We start from the raw sequence: 17,212 nt of genomic DNA on the forward strand, positions 1-17,212 counted from the left end.
TCCATTTACATAACAGCATTTCGGGTCAGTAAATGTGCTATGAGGTCGAATCTGACGAATCAAATCAATTAATAGTTTTATACTGCCGTGATCGTACCTAGAATTCTAAAATTCGAAGCACCTGTTACCGCTGGCAAATTACCACTTAAACCATTTACAAAACGCATAGCTAACCATGCAAATGCGGTAGCCTCCACCCAAGTAGGGGAGAGCCCTAAAACATCTGTAGGTTGAACAGACCAATTATGTTTACGTAAACGCCAACGTAATTGTTCTAACAAATAAGAGTTATAAGCACCACCACCACATACATATACTTCACCTGTTTCCATCTCAGAGCGATAAATCGCTTTTTGAATGGCACGCACAGTGAGTTTTAATAAAGTTGCTTGGATATTTTCAGGGGTATCTTCTAACTCATCGTAAGTTAAATCATTTCGCCAATCGATTAACTGATCATCTAACCAGTCAATATTGAAGTCTTCACGTCCTGTGCTCTTAGGTGGTTCTTTAGAAAAATATTCATGCGCATGAAGACGGTCGAGTAAAGAGCGAATAGGATGACCATAAGCGGCCCAATCGCCATTTTCATCATATGGATGACCCGTATGGCGATGACACCATGCATCCATCAAAATATTCGCAGGTCCCGTATCAAAACCAAATACGCCGTCAGGATTATTGGCAGGCAACATACTTACATTGGCAATGCCACCTAAATTCAAAATCACACGATGAATGCTTGGATGTTGAAATAATGCCTGATGAAAAGCTGGAACTAATGGCGCACCTTGACCACCTGCTGCCATATCTCTACGACGGAAATCTGAAACAACTGGAATCTGAGTAATTTCAGTAATGATGTTTGGATCGCCAATTTGTAACGTAAAGCCATGCTCTGGACGATGACGAATAGTTTGCCCATGTGAACCAATCGCTTTAATTTGGCTACGGTCTAATTGATGCTTTTCAATTAAGCTATTAATCCCGTGACCAATCATTTTGGCTAGGGCAACATCGGCTTTACCCATGCGGTCAATTTCATTGTCATCGGGTAAAGTTAATGCCATAAGCTCATCACGTAACTCGGGTTCGAATGGAACTGTAAGAGTGGCATGAAGCTGTAGTGGCTCAAATGAAGCCGCAACAATATCTACACCATCCATACTAGTGCCAGTCATTACGCCGATATAGATTGCGCTCATATGCAACTTCCCCTGCAAGACGCTGAAAAAATGTTAGTATATCGCACAAATTGAATAACTGATGTGTTTAGGTTTTGTGATGTCAAATTTCTTGCCCGCCGAAGAACAGCTTGCCCTCATCCAACGAGGCACGCACGAAATTATTTCAGAAGAAGATTTACTGAAAAAGCTTAAAGAGAATCGTCCTCTTAAAATTAAAGCTGGTTTTGACCCTACAGCACCAGATTTACATTTAGGACATACGGTTCTTATTAACAAACTAAAAACGTTCCAAGACTTGGGCCATGAAGTTACCTTCTTAATTGGTGACTATACAGCGATGATCGGTGACCCAACTGGTAAAAGCGCGACGCGTCCGCCGTTGTCACGTGAACAAGTAGAAGCTAACGCTAAAACTTATCAAGAACAAGTTTTCAAAATATTAGATCCAAATAAAACAAAAGTACGTTTTAACTCAGAATGGTTTAATCAAAAGTCTGCTGCTGACCTTATTCAATTAGCAAGCCAGCAAACTGTATCTCGTATGTTAGAACGTGATGACTTTACTAAGCGTTATAGCAACCATCAGCCGATTGCAATTCATGAGTTTTTATATCCTCTAGTTCAAGGTTATGACTCAATTGCACTTGAAGCTGACGTTGAGTTAGGCGGAACAGACCAGACCTTTAACTTACTTATGGGTCGTACCTTACAAAGCCGTTATGGCCAAGAATCACAAGTATGTATCACTGTGCCGATTCTAGAAGGTCTAGATGGCGTAAATAAAATGTCTAAATCTTTAGGTAACTATATTGGTGTATTTGATACACCAGGGGCAATGTACCAAAAAGTATTATCAATGCCTGACTCTTTAATCGAACGCTATTTCGATTTATTAAGTTTTAAATCTCTCGATGAGATCAAAGCTTTATTAGATGAAATTGCTGCCGGTCGTAATCCGCAGGAAGTAAAACGTATCCTTGCGCTTGAGCTAGTTGAACGCTTCCATGATGCAGAAGCTGCTGCTAATGCCCATAAGAGTGCTGGTAACCGTATTACAGAAGGTGAAGTACCTGAAGACACACCAGAAGTGACTATTTCACTTGGTGAGTTTGGAGGAGAAATCTTTATTGCTACGATTTTACGTGTAGCTGGATTAAATCCGAATGCTGCAGCTGCAAAAGATGCCGTAGCTCGTGGTGCAGTAAAAGTTGACTGGAATGCCGTTGATGCAAGCTTCTCTGTAAAAGAAAACGGAAGCTTCATTATTCAGTCAGGTAAAAAAGCAATTGCACGTGTAACGTTCACTGACTAAGAATGTTCTGTAGTGATAAAAAGCAGGAGTAATCCTGCTTTTTTTATTTCTGGATCATAAAATCAATTAAACGTTCCACGTGGAACCCACTAAACATAATTAATGATAAAAGAACTAATTTAAAAATAAGAAGAAATATAGGTTGAAATAGAGTATTTACTCTATTGTTTCTTTGGAATCTTTGGAATCTTTGGAATCTTTGGAATCTTTGGAATCTTTGGAATCTTTGGAATCTTTGGAATCTTTGGAATCTTTGGAATCTTTGGAATCTTTGGAATCTTTGGAATCTTTGGAATCTTTGGAATCTTTGGAATCTTTGGAATCTTTGGAATCTTTGGAACCGAAAATGATATATATGTCTATGAGCTCTATAAAAAGACATCAAAAATCTAAGGTAAACTGTATTTTTCCAAAATAGAAATTAATAAAAGTGGTGAAAATGCCTAAAAAAAAGCCATATATATCACTTTTTTTGCAAAATAGCAGAAAAAAACGGCACTCAATAGAAAAAGGCTGAAATACCCCTTGCAAAGGGATCTTAATGGTCTATAATGCACATCCATCGGCGGTGATGCAGATAGAAACTTGTTGAAAAACAGTTACTTGTGATTAAGTTGGTTGCTTTAAGTGATGAATTTGATGACAAGGTGGTTTAGAAAATAAGTTTTAAAAAATATCGAAATTACCTGTTGACTTTTAAGAGATTAAGAGTAATATAGCCGACCTAGCTTGCTGGTGACGAACCAGGAAGAAGATCATTAAGAGAATTGAAGAACAACTTGTGTGGATTTTTACTGATTGATTAATCGAAATAATTTTCATTGATTGATTGGTTTAAATTACTCGAAGTTTATTTGAGCGAAATTTAAGTCAGTAATTGATGAGCCAGAATTGGTACCTTGTCTTTAAATAAGGTACAAAATGATTTTAACTGAAGAGTTTGATCATGGCTCAGATTGAACGCTGGCGGCAGGCTTAACACATGCAAGTCGAGCGGAGAGAGGTAGCTTGCTACTGATCTTAGCGGCGGACGGGTGAGTAATGCTTAGGAATCTGCCTATTAGTGGGGGACAACATCTCGAAAGGGATGCTAATACCGCATACGTCCTACGGGAGAAAGCAGGGGATCTTCGGACCTTGCGCTAATAGATGAGCCTAAGTCGGATTAGCTAGTTGGTGGGGTAAAGGCCTACCAAGGCGACGATCTGTAGCGGGTCTGAGAGGATGATCCGCCACACTGGGACTGAGACACGGCCCAGACTCCTACGGGAGGCAGCAGTGGGGAATATTGGACAATGGGGGGAACCCTGATCCAGCCATGCCGCGTGTGTGAAGAAGGCCTTATGGTTGTAAAGCACTTTAAGCGAGGAGGAGGCTACTTTGGTTAATACCTAGAGATAGTGGACGTTACTCGCAGAATAAGCACCGGCTAACTCTGTGCCAGCAGCCGCGGTAATACAGAGGGTGCAAGCGTTAATCGGATTTACTGGGCGTAAAGCGCGCGTAGGCGGCTAATTAAGTCAAATGTGAAATCCCCGAGCTTAACTTGGGAATTGCATTCGATACTGGTTAGCTAGAGTGTGGGAGAGGATGGTAGAATTCCAGGTGTAGCGGTGAAATGCGTAGAGATCTGGAGGAATACCGATGGCGAAGGCAGCCATCTGGCCTAACACTGACGCTGAGGTGCGAAAGCATGGGGAGCAAACAGGATTAGATACCCTGGTAGTCCATGCCGTAAACGATGTCTACTAGCCGTTGGGGCCTTTGAGGCTTTAGTGGCGCAGCTAACGCGATAAGTAGACCGCCTGGGGAGTACGGTCGCAAGACTAAAACTCAAATGAATTGACGGGGGCCCGCACAAGCGGTGGAGCATGTGGTTTAATTCGATGCAACGCGAAGAACCTTACCTGGCCTTGACATAGTAAGAACTTTCCAGAGATGGATTGGTGCCTTCGGGAACTTACATACAGGTGCTGCATGGCTGTCGTCAGCTCGTGTCGTGAGATGTTGGGTTAAGTCCCGCAACGAGCGCAACCCTTTTCCTTATTTGCCAGCGAGTAATGTCGGGAACTTTAAGGATACTGCCAGTGACAAACTGGAGGAAGGCGGGGACGACGTCAAGTCATCATGGCCCTTACGGCCAGGGCTACACACGTGCTACAATGGTCGGTACAAAGGGTTGCTACACAGCGATGTGATGCTAATCTCAAAAAGCCGATCGTAGTCCGGATTGGAGTCTGCAACTCGACTCCATGAAGTCGGAATCGCTAGTAATCGCGGATCAGAATGCCGCGGTGAATACGTTCCCGGGCCTTGTACACACCGCCCGTCACACCATGGGAGTTTGTTGCACCAGAAGTAGCTAGCCTAACTGCAAAGAGGGCGGTTACCACGGTGTGGCCGATGACTGGGGTGAAGTCGTAACAAGGTAGCCGTAGGGGAACCTGCGGCTGGATCACCTCCTTAACGAAAGATTGACGATTGGTAAGAATCCACAACAAGTTGTTCTTCATAGATGTATCTGAGGGTCTGTAGCTCAGTTGGTTAGAGCACACGCTTGATAAGCGTGGGGTCACAAGTTCAAGTCTTGTCAGACCCACCATGACTTTGACTGGTTGAAGTTATAGATAAAAGATACATAACTGATGATGTAAGCTGGGGACTTAGCTTAGTTGGTAGAGCGCCTGCTTTGCACGCAGGAGGTCAGGAGTTCGACTCTCCTAGTCTCCACCAGAACTTAAGATAAGTTCGGATTACAGAAATTAGTAAATAGAGATTTCGGTCTTGGTTTATTAACTTCTGTGATTTAAGTATCACGGTATTAAGCATGACCTGACGAAGGCGTGTTTATTCATTAACAGATTGGCAAAATTGAGTCTGAAATAAATTGTTCACTCAAGAGTTTAGATTAAGCAATTAATCTGAATGAATTGAGAACTAGCAAATTAACTGAATCAAGCGTTTTGGTATATGAATTTAGATTGAAGCTGTACAGTGTTTAAGTACACAGACAACAGATAGTGGCGATGAAGAATCGCACGGACAACACTCACTTGTAGGTGTTGACGACTGTTTGGGGTTGTATAGTCAAGTAATTAAGTGCATGTGGTGGATGCCTTGGCAGTCAGAGGCGATGAAAGACGTGATAGCCTGCGAAAAGCTCCGGGGAGGCGGCAAATATCCTGTGATCCGGAGATTTCTGAATGGGGGGAACCCACCTACTTTAAGGTAGGTATTGCAACATGAATACATAGTGTTGCAAGGCGAACGAGGGGAAGTGAAACATCTCAGTACCCTTAGGAAAAGAAATCAATTGAGATTCCCTCAGTAGCGGCGAGCGAACGGGGATCAGCCCATTAAGTTATGTGTGTTTTAGTGGAACGCTCTGGGAAGTGCGAACGTAGAGGGTGATATTCCCGTACACGAAAGGGCACACATAATGATGACGAGTAGGGCGAGGCACGTGAAACCTTGTCTGAATATGGGGGGACCATCCTCCAAGGCTAAATACTCCTGACTGACCGATAGTGAACCAGTACCGTGAGGGAAAGGCGAAAAGAACCCCTGTGAGGGGAGTGAAATAGATCCTGAAACCGCATGCATACAAGCAGTGGGAGCCGACTTGTTCGGTGACTGCGTACCTTTTGTATAATGGGTCAGCGACTTATATTCAGTAGCGAGGTTAACCGTATAGGGGAGCCGTAGAGAAATCGAGTCTTAATAGGGCGTTTAGTTGCTGGGTATAGACCCGAAACCAGGCGATCTATCCATGAGCAGGTTGAAGGTTGGGTAACACTAACTGGAGGACCGAACCCACTGTCGTTGAAAAGCCAGGGGATGACTTGTGGATAGGGGTGAAAGGCTAATCAAGCCTGGTGATAGCTGGTTCTCCCCGAAAGCTATTTAGGTAGCGCCTCGGACGAATACCATAGGGGGTAGAGCACTGTTTCGGCTAGGGGGTCATCCCGACTTACCAAACCGATGCAAACTCCGAATACCTATGAGTACTATCCGGGAGACAGACTGCGGGTGCTAACGTCCGTAGTCAAGAGGAAAACAATCCAGACCGCCAGCTAAGGCCCCAAAATCATAGTTAAGTGGGAAACGATGTGGGAAGGCATAGACAGCTAGGAGGTTGGCTTAGAAGCAGCCACCCTTTAAAGAAAGCGTAATAGCTCACTAGTCGAGTCGGCCTGCGCGGAAGATGTAACGGGCTAAAACTATGTGCCGAAGCTGCGGATTTGACATTAGTCAAGTGGTAGGGGAGCGTTCTGTAAGCCGATGAAGGTGTATTGAGAAGTATGCTGGAGGTATCAGAAGTGCGAATGCTGACGTGAGTAACGACAAAACGGGTGAAAACCCGTTCGCCGAAAGACCAAGGGTTCCAGTCCAACGTTAATCGGGGCTGGGTGAGTCGACCCTAAGGCGAGGCCGAAAGGCGTAGTCGATGGGAAATTGGTTAATATTCCAATACTTCTGTGTAATGCGATGAGAGGACGGAGAAGGTTAAGTCAGCCTGGCGTTGGTTGTCCAGGTGGAAGGATGTAGGTATGTATCTTAGGCAAATCCGGGGTACTCTATACTGAGATCCGATAGCAAGCTGTACTTGTACAGTGAAGTGGCTGATACCATGCTTCCAGGAAAAGTCTCTAAGCTTCAGTTACACAGGAATCGTACCCGAAACCGACACAGGTGGTCAGGTCGAGTAGACCAAGGCGCTTGAGAGAACTCTGCTGAAGGAACTAGGCAAAATGGTACCGTAACTTCGGGAGAAGGTACGCTGTTGTTGGTGATGGAACTTGCTTCCTGAGCTGATGACAGCCGCAGAAACCAGGCCGCTGCAACTGTTTATTAAAAACATAGCACTCTGCAAACACGAAAGTGGACGTATAGGGTGTGATGCCTGCCCGGTGCTGGAAGGTTAATTGATGGGGTTAGCGTAAGCGAAGCTCTTGATCGAAGCCCCAGTAAACGGCGGCCGTAACTATAACGGTCCTAAGGTAGCGAAATTCCTTGTCGGGTAAGTTCCGACCTGCACGAATGGCATAATGATGGCGGCGCTGTCTCCAGCAGAGGCTCAGTGAAATCGAAATCGCTGTGAAGATGCAGTGTACCCGCGGCTAGACGGAAAGACCCCGTGAACCTTTACTGCAGCTTGACACTGAACTTTGACCTTACTTGTGTAGGATAGGTGGGAGGCTTTGAAGTTGGAACGCTAGTTCCAATGGAGCCGTCCTTGAAATACCACCCTGGTAATGTTGAGGTTCTAACTCTGTCCCGTTATCCGGGACGAGGACCGTGTCTGGTGGGTAGTTTGACTGGGGCGGTCTCCTCCTAAAGAGTAACGGAGGAGTACGAAGGTGCGCTCAGCGTGGTCGGAAATCACGCGTAGAGTATAAAGGCAAAAGCGCGCTTAACTGCGAGACCCACAAGTCGAGCAGGTACGAAAGTAGGTCTTAGTGATCCGGTGGTTCTGTATGGAAGGGCCATCGCTCAACGGATAAAAGGTACTCTGGGGATAACAGGCTGATACCGCCCAAGAGTTCATATCGACGGCGGTGTTTGGCACCTCGATGTCGGCTCATCTCATCCTGGGGCTGAAGCAGGTCCCAAGGGTATGGCTGTTCGCCATTTAAAGAGGTACGCGAGCTGGGTTTAGAACGTCGTGAGACAGTTCGGTCCCTATCTACCGTGGGCGCTGGAAATTTGAGAGGATCTGCTCCTAGTACGAGAGGACCAGAGTGGACGAACCTCTGGTGTACCGGTTGTGACGCCAGTCGCATCGCCGGGTAGCTATGTTCGGAAGGGATAACCGCTGAAAGCATCTAAGCGGGAAGCCTACCTCAAGATAAGATTTCCCTAGGAATTTATTCCTCTAAAGAGCCGTTCGAGACTAGGACGTTGATAGGTTGGATGTGGAAGCATAGTGATATGTGAAGCTGACCAATACTAATTGCTCGTGAGGCTTGACTATACAACACCCAAGCAGTTGTATATAAAGCATCAATCGATTCATAAATCTACAAAGAAACTTGATTTAGTTATTCCACTAGATAAAATGAACAAGTCAGATTCAATCAGCCCAATCTGTAAAGATTTGGAAAACGCTTCGGCAAATAATAAGACCAAAGCAAGTATCCATAAACAGTTGTGCTGGCGACCATAGCAAGAGTGAACCACCTGATCCCTTCCCGAACTCAGAAGTGAAACCTCTTAGCGCTGATGGTAGTGTGGGGTTACCCATGTGAGAGTAAGTCATCGCCAGCTCATTATTCAAACACCCCGGTCTCATAAGAGTCCGGGGTGTTTTTTTATGGCTAAAATTAAAATAAAGATAAAACTCTGAATAAAGTAGACAATAAAAGCAGATATATATTAATTCTAAGAAAGAGTTCTGTTATAAATAACAAGAAAATTAATCTTTTAAGTATGAATAATAAGGGAAGTAGATCGATGATAATTTATGGTGATGTAGGTTCGGGTAATTGTTATAAGATTAAATTATTACTTTCCTTATTAGGAATTAATCATACATGGATCCATGTTGATATTTTAAACAAAGAAACTCAAACAGATGATTTTTTGTCGTTAAATCCGAATGGAAAAATACCTGTATTAGTGCTGGATGATGGTCGTGTTTTGAGTGAATCCAATGCTATTTTAGGTTATGTGGCTGAAGGAACAAAATTTATTCCTGCAGATCCTTTTATTAAAGCAAAAATGTACCAATGGATGTTCTTTGAGCAGTATAGCCATGAACCATTTATTGCAGTTGCTCGTTTTATTAATAAATATTTAGGATTACCAGCAGAAAGAATAGATGAATATCATAATTTACAACCAAAAGGGCATAAAGCGTTATCAATTATGGATAAAGCTTTAGTAGAGTATGATTATCTTGTTGGAAATCAATTAACCATTGCTGATATTGCTTTATATGCATATACACATGTCGCTGAGGAAGGCGGCTTTGATTTAAATTTATACCCAAATATTCGAGCATGGTGTCAAAGAATTCGAGAATATTCAGGTTATGTAGATATGATTTAAATAAAAAAGAACTCATATAGAGTTCTTTTTTATATCTGAAAGTCTGATTTAAAAATGTGCATCTAAACCAACATAAGGACCTTTAAACTCAAATTTTAGGTCATTACTATCATAATCATCTAAGTCAATATTGAGTACGCGGTAGCCAGCTTTCAAGCCTAAATCAACTGCTAAATTATCGATAAATTTATACTTTACCTCTGCTAATGCATCAGTAATTTTTGCATCATTAAAGTTTGTATAGGTTGCTTCGCCTTTAGCACTTAAACCTGTGAATGGAAGTTTTACTTCGCCTGACAAATAAGCGATAGGATATGTTTTATCTATATCCACACGTTTGCCAGTATAAGCAGTGATATCACCATTTAATACAGTTGCACCAAGACCAGCATCTACACTCACGATATTATCGAGTAACTCGTAATAAAGAATAAAATCGCTATGATCTAAATTAATTTTATAGTTAGCTTGGCCTAAGGTTTCTGACTTAGTTTGCGTATCTAGATTTACATAGCGAATTTTTGCATTTGGAATAAATGGAATTGGGTGCTCAAAAGCTAATGATAGTTGAGCACTACCTTTTCGATCTAAATCTTGGTCATCTGGTAATTGTGAAGACATGTTTGCTTTACCATCGTAAAACCAGTAACTCACGTCTCCTTTAACCCCTATAAAATCCGCTTGAGCAAATCCACTAAGACTCATCCCGAGTGCTAGAAAAGACATTTTTAATATCTTCATCATCATATCCTAAGAAAAAGAAATCTTTGAGCGCATGATATAGATATCTTAGTAGTTATGCATTGATGAAAAATAGTGTATAAAAAACTTATAGAGTTTTAATTTTTTAAAATATTATATGTTTTTGATTTTTATATAAAAATATGTATTTTGTTGTGAAAATTATTTTATAGAACTTAGTATAAATTTTGTGAAAAAAGAAAATGATGTTTTACTCATTATTATGAGAAAAATTAGTTGATATATCCACTTTGCGAAATCTAAAAGAATTTAAATGGTAGAAAATATCATTGTATATAGCAGCACAGTAATATGCTTTAAAATACTAATATCAGTTAAAAAATGATCAGACTAGATCAAAATTTCTAAAAAAACGTAAAATTTCAGATGGAAATTACAGTAAAAAGAAATAAAAACAGGTATTGTTCAGCTATATAGGGGCAAAAAATGGACAAAAATCTTTAAGGAAGAATTTTCTATTTTTGCTTGTTTGTTTAGGGAAGAAAAATACTCAAAAGGTTCATTTTATTTTCTACAAACACAAAAGTATTTTTTGGTTCTTTTTTTGCATGCGGAATAACAATCAACAATAGCAGTAAAAATAAGTAATCTCTTAACATTAGGTGTTCTATGACAGATTCTCGTGAAAACTGGACGTCACGATCTGGTTTTATTATTGCAGCCGTTGGTTCGGCTGTAGGCTTAGGTAATATTTGGCGCTTTCCATACGTTGCATATGAAAATGGTGGTGGTGCGTTTCTTATTCCTTACTTACTTGCACTCATTACTGCTGGTTTACCGTTACTATTTTTAGATTATGCGGTAGGTCATCGTAGTACAGGTTCACCTCCTAAAGCCTATAGAGCTTTGTTTAAGGGTGGAGAAACTTTAGGATGGTGGCAGGTTTGTGTTTGTATCATCATCGGTTTGTACTACGCAAGTGTACTGACTTGGGCTGGCAGTTATATTTATTTCTCTATTGGTCAAATGTGGGGAAGTGACCCAGAAGGCTTCTTCTTCAATACTTACTTACAGACCTCAAAAGCAACAGGCTTTGATTTGCAGTTTGTAAGTCATCTATTTTGGCCAATTGTGGGAATTTGGGCGCTGACTTTAATCATTTTATATGGTGGAGTGAAAAAAGGTGTTGAATTATCTAACAAGATTTTCATGCCTTTATTGTTTGTTTTATTTACTATTTTAGTGATTCAGTCGTTGCGTTTACCAGGTGCGGCACAAGGTTTAAATGCATTCTTTACCCCAAATTGGTCTGCTATGATGGACTATAAAGTTTGGTTAGCTGCTTACGGTCATACCTTCTTTTCACTTTCTGTTGGTTTCGGGATCATGGTGACCTATGCATCTTATTTAAAACCAAAAACCAATTTAACAGGTTCTGGTCTTATTGTTGGTTTTGCCAATGCATCGACAGAGATTTTAGCGGGTATTGGTATTTTTGCTGCGCTTGGTTTTATGGCACATGCAGCAGGTACTGAAGTTAAAGATGTTGTAAGTGGTGGTATTGGACTCGCATTTATTGCTTTCCCTAAAATTATTTCAAGTTTAGGTTCTGGTGCTGACCTATTTGGTCTTTTGTTCTTCTCTTCATTATTTGTAGCTGGTATTTCTTCAATGGTCAGTATTTTAGAAGTACCTATTGCAGCGATGCAAGATAAGTTGAAGTGGGGACGTAAGAAAGCTGTAACCATTATCGGTGGTGGTAGTGCGCTTGTATCAATTATTTTATTCTCAAGTGTAAATGCTATTAAGCTTGTTGATATTGTTGACCACTTTATTAATAACATTGGGATTATTGGTGGTGCATTGATCTCAATTATTAGTGTAGCTTGGTTTAAACGTTCAGCACTTAAAGAGCTTCGTGACCATGTAAACCGAATTTCAACTATTCAATTAGGTAAAGGTTGGGACTTCACTTTAACTGTTATTACCTCTTTAATCTTATTAACAACACTTTCTATGACTGTTTTTAATTTGATCAAAAATGGCTATGATACTTATAGTATGAGCTTACAAGGTATATTCGGCTGGGGCAGTGTAATTTTCTGTGCAGTCGTTGCTATCGTGTTAAGCAAAATGAAAGATCGCTAGGAGGATAAAGGAATGAATACTTCGGCAATCGTGATGATGATTATTTCAATGGTGTTTGTGTGGGGTGGGCTGGCTTTATCCATCTTACATTTATCTAAGCATCCTGAAGAGTTAGATGAAGTTTTAGAAGAAGTAAAAGACCAGCACACACTTTGATATTGGTCTAGAAAAAAAAGCAGGCTCTTAAGCCTGCTTTTTTTATGCGATTTTTTGGATTTTACAATAATAAAATCCATCACCAGATTGAGCTTGTGGCAACAATTGTTTGCCATGAGTTTGTTCAATTCCCCAAACTGCTTCGATTTTCACTTCTTTTGCATCGGTATGCTCTGCAAAGAAGTTGATCATCTGTTGTTCATTTTCAGCTTTTAAAATTGAACAAGTGATGTAGAGCAATGTGCCACCAACTTTAAGTTGTTGCCACATGTGTTCCAAAATCTGCTTTTGTAGCTCAATGGTTTGCGCTATATCGGTAGATTGACGCAATAGACGTATGTCAGGATGACGTCGTATTACACCTGTCGCAGAACAAGGCGCATCAAGCACGATACAATCTACGGGTTCAGCCGGAGTCCACTTAGTCGCATCCGCAGCCAGAATTTCAGTATGGCTTTGGTCTAGCTGTAGTCGATTTAAGTTTTCAGTCACACGCACTAAACGACTCGCATCCTGATCAATGGCGATTAACTGTGCTGGTTTAAATTTTTCCAGCAAGTGAGCTGTTTTACCACCCGGAGCAGCACACGCATCAATCACTGTTTTATTGTTTAAATCAGGCAATAGGGTTGCACATAGCTGTGCATGTTCATCTTGTACAGAAAACCATCCATCTTCAAAACCAGGCAGCTGGGTAATTTGTACAGATTGCTCAAGAACAATACCTGCTTCAGATAGAGCACATGCACGTGCCTGAATATCTAGACTTTGTAGTTTTGCTAAATAAGCATCTCGACCAATGTGTCGCTGGTTCACTCGTAAAGTTAAAGGTGCAACTTGTTTTAATGATTGGCAGAGTGCTTCGGTTTGTTCACCCCAATCTTTTTTTAGTCGCTTAAAGAGCCAACTTGGTAAGCCATGCGCTTGCTGTAAACCTTGCTGAAAATCATCAGTTTCACGAGTAGCTCGGCGTAAAATAGCATTTACAATGCCACTGAGTGCAGGGAATCCAAGTTGTTTGGTCGCATCTACTGTTTCCGAAATGGCAGCATGTGCTGCAATACGCGTACATAAAACTTGATAAAGACCAACGTATAGGCAGGTTTCTACTGTCTCATTATTTAAAGGCTTACTGAGTAGAGGTAAGCTAATTGATTTAAGGGCAAACCATTGACGCAATGTACCTAATACAAGCTCATGAAATAGTGCACGGTCACGCTCTGCCACTTGATTGAGCTGTGTATTTAAAATACTAGCAAGTGATTGCCCTTGCTGAACTTTTAGTAACGTTTGGACGACTTGAGCACGTAGGTTAAAGCGTGATGAATTTGAAGTAACCTGACTCATGGCAGAATCTGTCCTACGTGAAGTTTTTGAGTTTGCGCTATTTGTTGAGCATTTAATGCTTTACCACCCGGCCACTGTACACTTGTCAAACAAATAAATGTATTTTCACCGCAAGCAACATGCATGCCTTGTTTATCAATTGCAATAATTTCACCAGCTTGGGCATCTGCTTTGCTTTGGCTAGAAACTGTTGAGTTCCAAACACGCAGTGCATTGTTTTCATCAAGCTGAACAAAAGCGACTGGCCAAGGGTTAAATGCACGGATATTTCGGTCAATTTGAACAGCATCTATTGACCAATCAATACGAGCTTCTGACTTGACGAGTTTATGAGCATAAACCGTTAAGCTTTCGTCTTGGACTTCGCGTTCTGCTAAATATTTTTGTAGTGTTTCTTCTGACTCAAGTACCGCACAAATTGCTGTTGCACCTTGATCTGCAAGTTTGTCATGCAAAGTCGCAGAAGTATCTTCGGCAGTGATTGGACAATAGGTTTTATACATCATATCGCCTGTGTCTAAACCGGCAGCCATTTGCATGATGGTGATACCAGTTTCTTCATCACCTGTTGCAATCGCGCGTTGAATGGGCGCTGCTCCACGCCAGCGTGGTAATAATGAACCGTGAATATTTAAGCAACCATATTTAGGTGTATCGAGCACAGCTTGTGGAAGAATCAAACCATAGGCTGCAACCACCATCACATCAGCGCCTAAAGCAGCAAGTTCTTGTTGAGCAGCCAAGCCTTCTTCAGTTGAAGCTTTGAAGTGGAGTGGTTGATAAACAGGAATATTGTGTTCAAGTGCAAGCTGTTTTACAGGAGATGGCGTTAGTTTTTGTCCACGACCCGATTTACGATCTGGCTGAGTATAAACCGCGATAATTTCATGGGAAGTTTTTAATAAAGCCGCCAATGCTGTTGCAGCAAATTCGGGGGTGCCAGCAAAAATAATTTTCACAAATGCAATCCAAAAAGAGTTTATGGGTAGTATACGTGAAAAACGTTTGAAGCCCTAAACTCATAGCGATCGAGCGTTTTAGTTTTTTAATAGTGAACAAAAAATTATTGAAAAAATTTTATTGATAAAAAAAGGTTATAAAAAAATAAAAAATTATTCATGTAAGTTTTGCTAAATATTGACTGAGTATTATCGTTATTGGCTTTCCCTATATTATTTGCTTCTATAGAATGGAGAATGATCAAATTATGATGATGAGTCAATATTCCGACTGATCTAACGCTATATCAGTATCATTCAGCCAGAGTGGGAGAAATTCCGCTCAAGCACAACTTGTTGGAAACACTAATGCCTGACTATCGTTCAAAAACATCGACACACGGAAGAAATATGGCTGGCGCACGTGGCTTATGGCGTGCAACAGGAATGAAAGATGAAGATTTCGGCAAACCAATTATTGCAGTGGTCAACTCATTTACCCAATTTGTTCCAGGCCATGTACATCTAAAAGATCTAGGGCAGCTTGTCGCAGCAGAAATTCAGGCAGCAGGTGGTGTTGCTAAAGAGTTCAATACAATTGCAGTGGACGACGGTATCGCAATGGGGCATGATGGCATGCTTTATTCACTACCATCACGTGATTTGATTGCTGACTCAGTTGAATATATGGTGAATGCACACTGTGCAGATGCCATGGTGTGTATTTCAAACTGTGACAAAATTACACCGGGAATGTTGATGGCTGCGATGCGCCTAAATATTCCAGTAGTTTTTGTGTCTGGCGGCCCAATGGAAGCGGGTAAGGTTAAATTCCGCGGTAATGAAAAAGCGATAGACCTTGTAGATGCCATGGTTGTTGCGGCTGATGAAAGTTATACAGACGAAGAAGTTGCAGAATTTGAACGTTCAGCATGTCCAACCTGTGGTTCATGTTCAGGTATGTTCACTGCAAACTCAATGAACTGTTTAACCGAAGCTTTAGGCTTATCTTTACCGGGTAATGGTTCGATTGTTGCGACGCATGCAAACCGTAAAAAATTATTCTTAAAAGCAGGTCAGCTTATTGTCGAATTGGCTAAGCGCTATTACGAACAAGAAGATGCAAGTATTTTACCTCGTTCAATTGCAACTAAGGCTGCATTTAAAAATGCGATGACGCTTGATATTGCAATGGGTGGTTCAACCAATACAGTTCTACATTTATTGGCTGCGGCAAGTGAAGCTGAAGTTGATTTCACCATGGATGACATCGACGAATTATCACGTCGAGTTCCTGTACTTTCAAAAGTAGCACCTGCAAAACAAGATGTTCATATGGAAGATGTTCACCGTGCGGGCGGCATTATGGCGATCTTAGGTGAGCTTGATCGTGCGAATTTACTTGATGTATCTGTACCGACTGTACATGAGAAAACTTTAAAAGATGCATTAGATAAGTGGGACATTATTCGTACTGAAGATGCAGATGTTTATGAGTTCTATCGTTCATCTCCGGGTGGCGTACCAACTCAAGTGGCATTCTCACAAAACCGTTACTACTCAACTTTAGATGGTGACCGTGAAAAAGGCGTGATTCGTAATGCAGAGCATGCATTCTCTAAAGATGGGGGGTTAGCAGTTCTATACGGCAATATCGCGCTTGATGGTTGTATCGTGAAAACTGCAGGCGTTGATGAATCGATCCTGAAATTTACGGGTACAGCACGCGTATTTGAAAGCCAAGATGCCGCTGTAGATGCAATTTTGGGCCATGAAATTAAAGCTGGTGACGTTGTGGTGATTCGTTACGAAGGTCCACGTGGTGGTCCAGGTATGCAAGAAATGCTTTACCCAACCAGCTATCTTAAATCGAAAGGTTTAGGAAAAGACTGTGCATTGGTGACAGATGGTCGTTTCTCTGGTGGTTCATCAGGTCTTTCAATTGGACATGTTTCGCCGGAAGCTGCGGAAGGCGGTGCAATTGGTTTAGTTGAAGATGGTGATACCATTGAAATTGATATTCCAAACCGTACGATTCACTTAAACGTTGATGATGCGACTATGGCGCACCGCCGTACAGTTCAGGAAGCGAAAGGCTGGCATCCGAAAGAAGAACGTAAACGTAAAGTATCAAAAGCGTTAAAAGTTTATGCAATGCATACAACAAGTGCGGCAAAAGGAGCGGTACGCGTTCTATAAAATATTCAATTTTAATAATTGAATAGGAAACATGCACCCATTAACACGATGAATTGCTATCATGTTATGGGTGCATTTTTTATGTCTGGTAAAAAAAATCCGCTTGTAGAAAAAGGTGTTTTCAGATCATTCTATGGGTTTGCCATAAAATGGTGATAAAATCTTCACCTACG

Annotated in this window: 9 protein-coding genes, 2 tRNA genes and 3 rRNA genes; 10 read left to right on the top strand and 4 right to left on the bottom strand. The window is 41.4% G+C overall.

The genetic code is table 11. From position 1 onward, the window contains the following. Positions 1–77 precede the first annotated feature (77 nt). Complete coding sequence (locus NE363_RS00065; protein ID WP_004698186.1) at positions 78–1,205, bottom strand: anhydro-N-acetylmuramic acid kinase; 1,128 nt, start codon at positions 1,203–1,205, stop codon at positions 78–80. Between the two features lie 61 nt (positions 1,206–1,266). On the opposite strand from NE363_RS00065, the gene tyrS reads away from it, so the two are divergent. The 7 genes from tyrS (at position 1,267) to NE363_RS00100 (ending at position 9,549) form a co-directional block, all read left to right on the top strand. Next, complete coding sequence (gene tyrS / locus NE363_RS00070; protein WP_025469049.1) at positions 1,267–2,499, top strand: tyrosine--tRNA ligase; 1,233 nt, start codon at positions 1,267–1,269, stop codon at positions 2,497–2,499. 928 nt (positions 2,500–3,427) lie between these two features. Next, positions 3,428–4,965, top strand: a 16S ribosomal RNA gene (locus tag NE363_RS00075). A 59-nt stretch (positions 4,966–5,024) separates the two neighbouring features. Further along, positions 5,025–5,101 (top strand) — tRNA-Ile (locus NE363_RS00080). Positions 5,102–5,156: 55 nt separating this feature from the next. Further along, positions 5,157–5,232, top strand: a tRNA-Ala gene (locus NE363_RS00085). Positions 5,233–5,584: 352 nt separating this feature from the next. Beyond that, positions 5,585–8,473, top strand: a 23S ribosomal RNA gene (locus NE363_RS00090). 178 nt (positions 8,474–8,651) lie between these two features. Continuing rightward, a 5S ribosomal RNA gene (gene rrf, locus NE363_RS00095) occupies positions 8,652–8,766 on the top strand. Together the 16S, 23S and 5S rRNA genes with 2 tRNA genes alongside form the textbook arrangement of a ribosomal RNA operon. Positions 8,767–8,952: 186 nt before the next feature. Continuing rightward, a complete protein-coding gene (locus tag NE363_RS00100) occupies positions 8,953–9,549 on the top strand; it encodes a glutathione S-transferase family protein (RefSeq protein ID WP_445535593.1) in 597 nt (198 codons plus the stop codon). 48 nt (positions 9,550–9,597) lie between these two features. Here the strand turns inward: NE363_RS00100 and NE363_RS00105 are convergent, their stop codons facing one another. Beyond that, positions 9,598–10,290: a TIGR04219 family outer membrane beta-barrel protein gene (locus NE363_RS00105; RefSeq protein ID WP_445535594.1), complete on the bottom strand. Its 693-nt coding sequence runs from the start codon at positions 10,288–10,290 to the stop codon at positions 9,598–9,600. 630 nt (positions 10,291–10,920) lie between these two features. Here NE363_RS00105 and NE363_RS00110 point away from each other — a divergent pair. Continuing rightward, positions 10,921–12,399 (top strand): sodium-dependent transporter, encoded by a 1,479-nt coding sequence (locus tag NE363_RS00110; RefSeq protein ID WP_004704674.1) that lies wholly within the window; start codon positions 10,921–10,923, stop codon positions 12,397–12,399. A gap of 12 nt (positions 12,400–12,411) precedes the next feature. Beyond that, entirely contained in the window at positions 12,412–12,555 is a 144-nt protein-coding gene (locus tag NE363_RS00115; RefSeq protein WP_004704675.1) for a methionine/alanine import family NSS transporter small subunit, read from the top strand. 42 nt (positions 12,556–12,597) lie between these two features. Here the strand turns inward: NE363_RS00115 and rsmB are convergent, their stop codons facing one another. Together rsmB and fmt are read right to left on the bottom strand one after the other, a co-directional pair. Then, on the bottom strand, positions 12,598–13,902 hold the full coding sequence (rsmB, locus tag NE363_RS00120; protein WP_445535595.1) for a 16S rRNA (cytosine(967)-C(5))-methyltransferase RsmB: 1,305 nt from the start codon (positions 13,900–13,902) through the stop codon (positions 12,598–12,600). After that, positions 13,899–14,861, bottom strand: a complete 963-nt coding sequence (gene fmt, locus NE363_RS00125; protein WP_445535596.1) for a methionyl-tRNA formyltransferase — start codon at positions 14,859–14,861, stop codon at positions 13,899–13,901. Before fmt ends, rsmB begins: the two co-directional genes overlap by 4 nt. Positions 14,862–15,209: 348 nt before the next feature. Here fmt and ilvD point away from each other — a divergent pair, with 348 nt between their 5' ends. Then, the gene (gene ilvD / locus NE363_RS00130) at positions 15,210–17,039 is read left to right on the top strand and encodes a dihydroxy-acid dehydratase (RefSeq protein WP_019458622.1); all 1,830 of its coding nucleotides are present in this window, start codon (positions 15,210–15,212) and stop codon (positions 17,037–17,039) included. Positions 17,040–17,212 lie beyond the last annotated feature (173 nt).

It is taken from the genome of Acinetobacter sp. G18 (assembly GCF_052660225.1).

Bases quoted from the DNA above. Each gene is read 5' to 3' on its own strand.
- ilvD (WP_019458622.1), top strand. From the start codon at position 15,210: ATGCCTGACTATCGTTCAAAAACATCGACACACGGAAGAAATATGGCT.
- tyrS (WP_025469049.1), top strand. From the start codon at position 1,267: ATGTGTTTAGGTTTTGTGATGTCAAATTTCTTGCCCGCCGAAGAACAG.
- NE363_RS00065 (WP_004698186.1), bottom strand. From the start codon at position 1,205: ATGAGCGCAATCTATATCGGCGTAATGACTGGCACTAGTATGGATGGT.
- NE363_RS00110 (WP_004704674.1), top strand. From the start codon at position 10,921: ATGACAGATTCTCGTGAAAACTGGACGTCACGATCTGGTTTTATTATT.
- rsmB (WP_445535595.1), bottom strand. From the start codon at position 13,902: ATGAGTCAGGTTACTTCAAATTCATCACGCTTTAACCTACGTGCTCAA.
- NE363_RS00100 (WP_445535593.1), top strand. From the start codon at position 8,953: ATGATAATTTATGGTGATGTAGGTTCGGGTAATTGTTATAAGATTAAA.
- NE363_RS00105 (WP_445535594.1), bottom strand. From the start codon at position 10,290: ATGAAGATATTAAAAATGTCTTTTCTAGCACTCGGGATGAGTCTTAGT.
- NE363_RS00115 (WP_004704675.1), top strand. From the start codon at position 12,412: ATGAATACTTCGGCAATCGTGATGATGATTATTTCAATGGTGTTTGTG.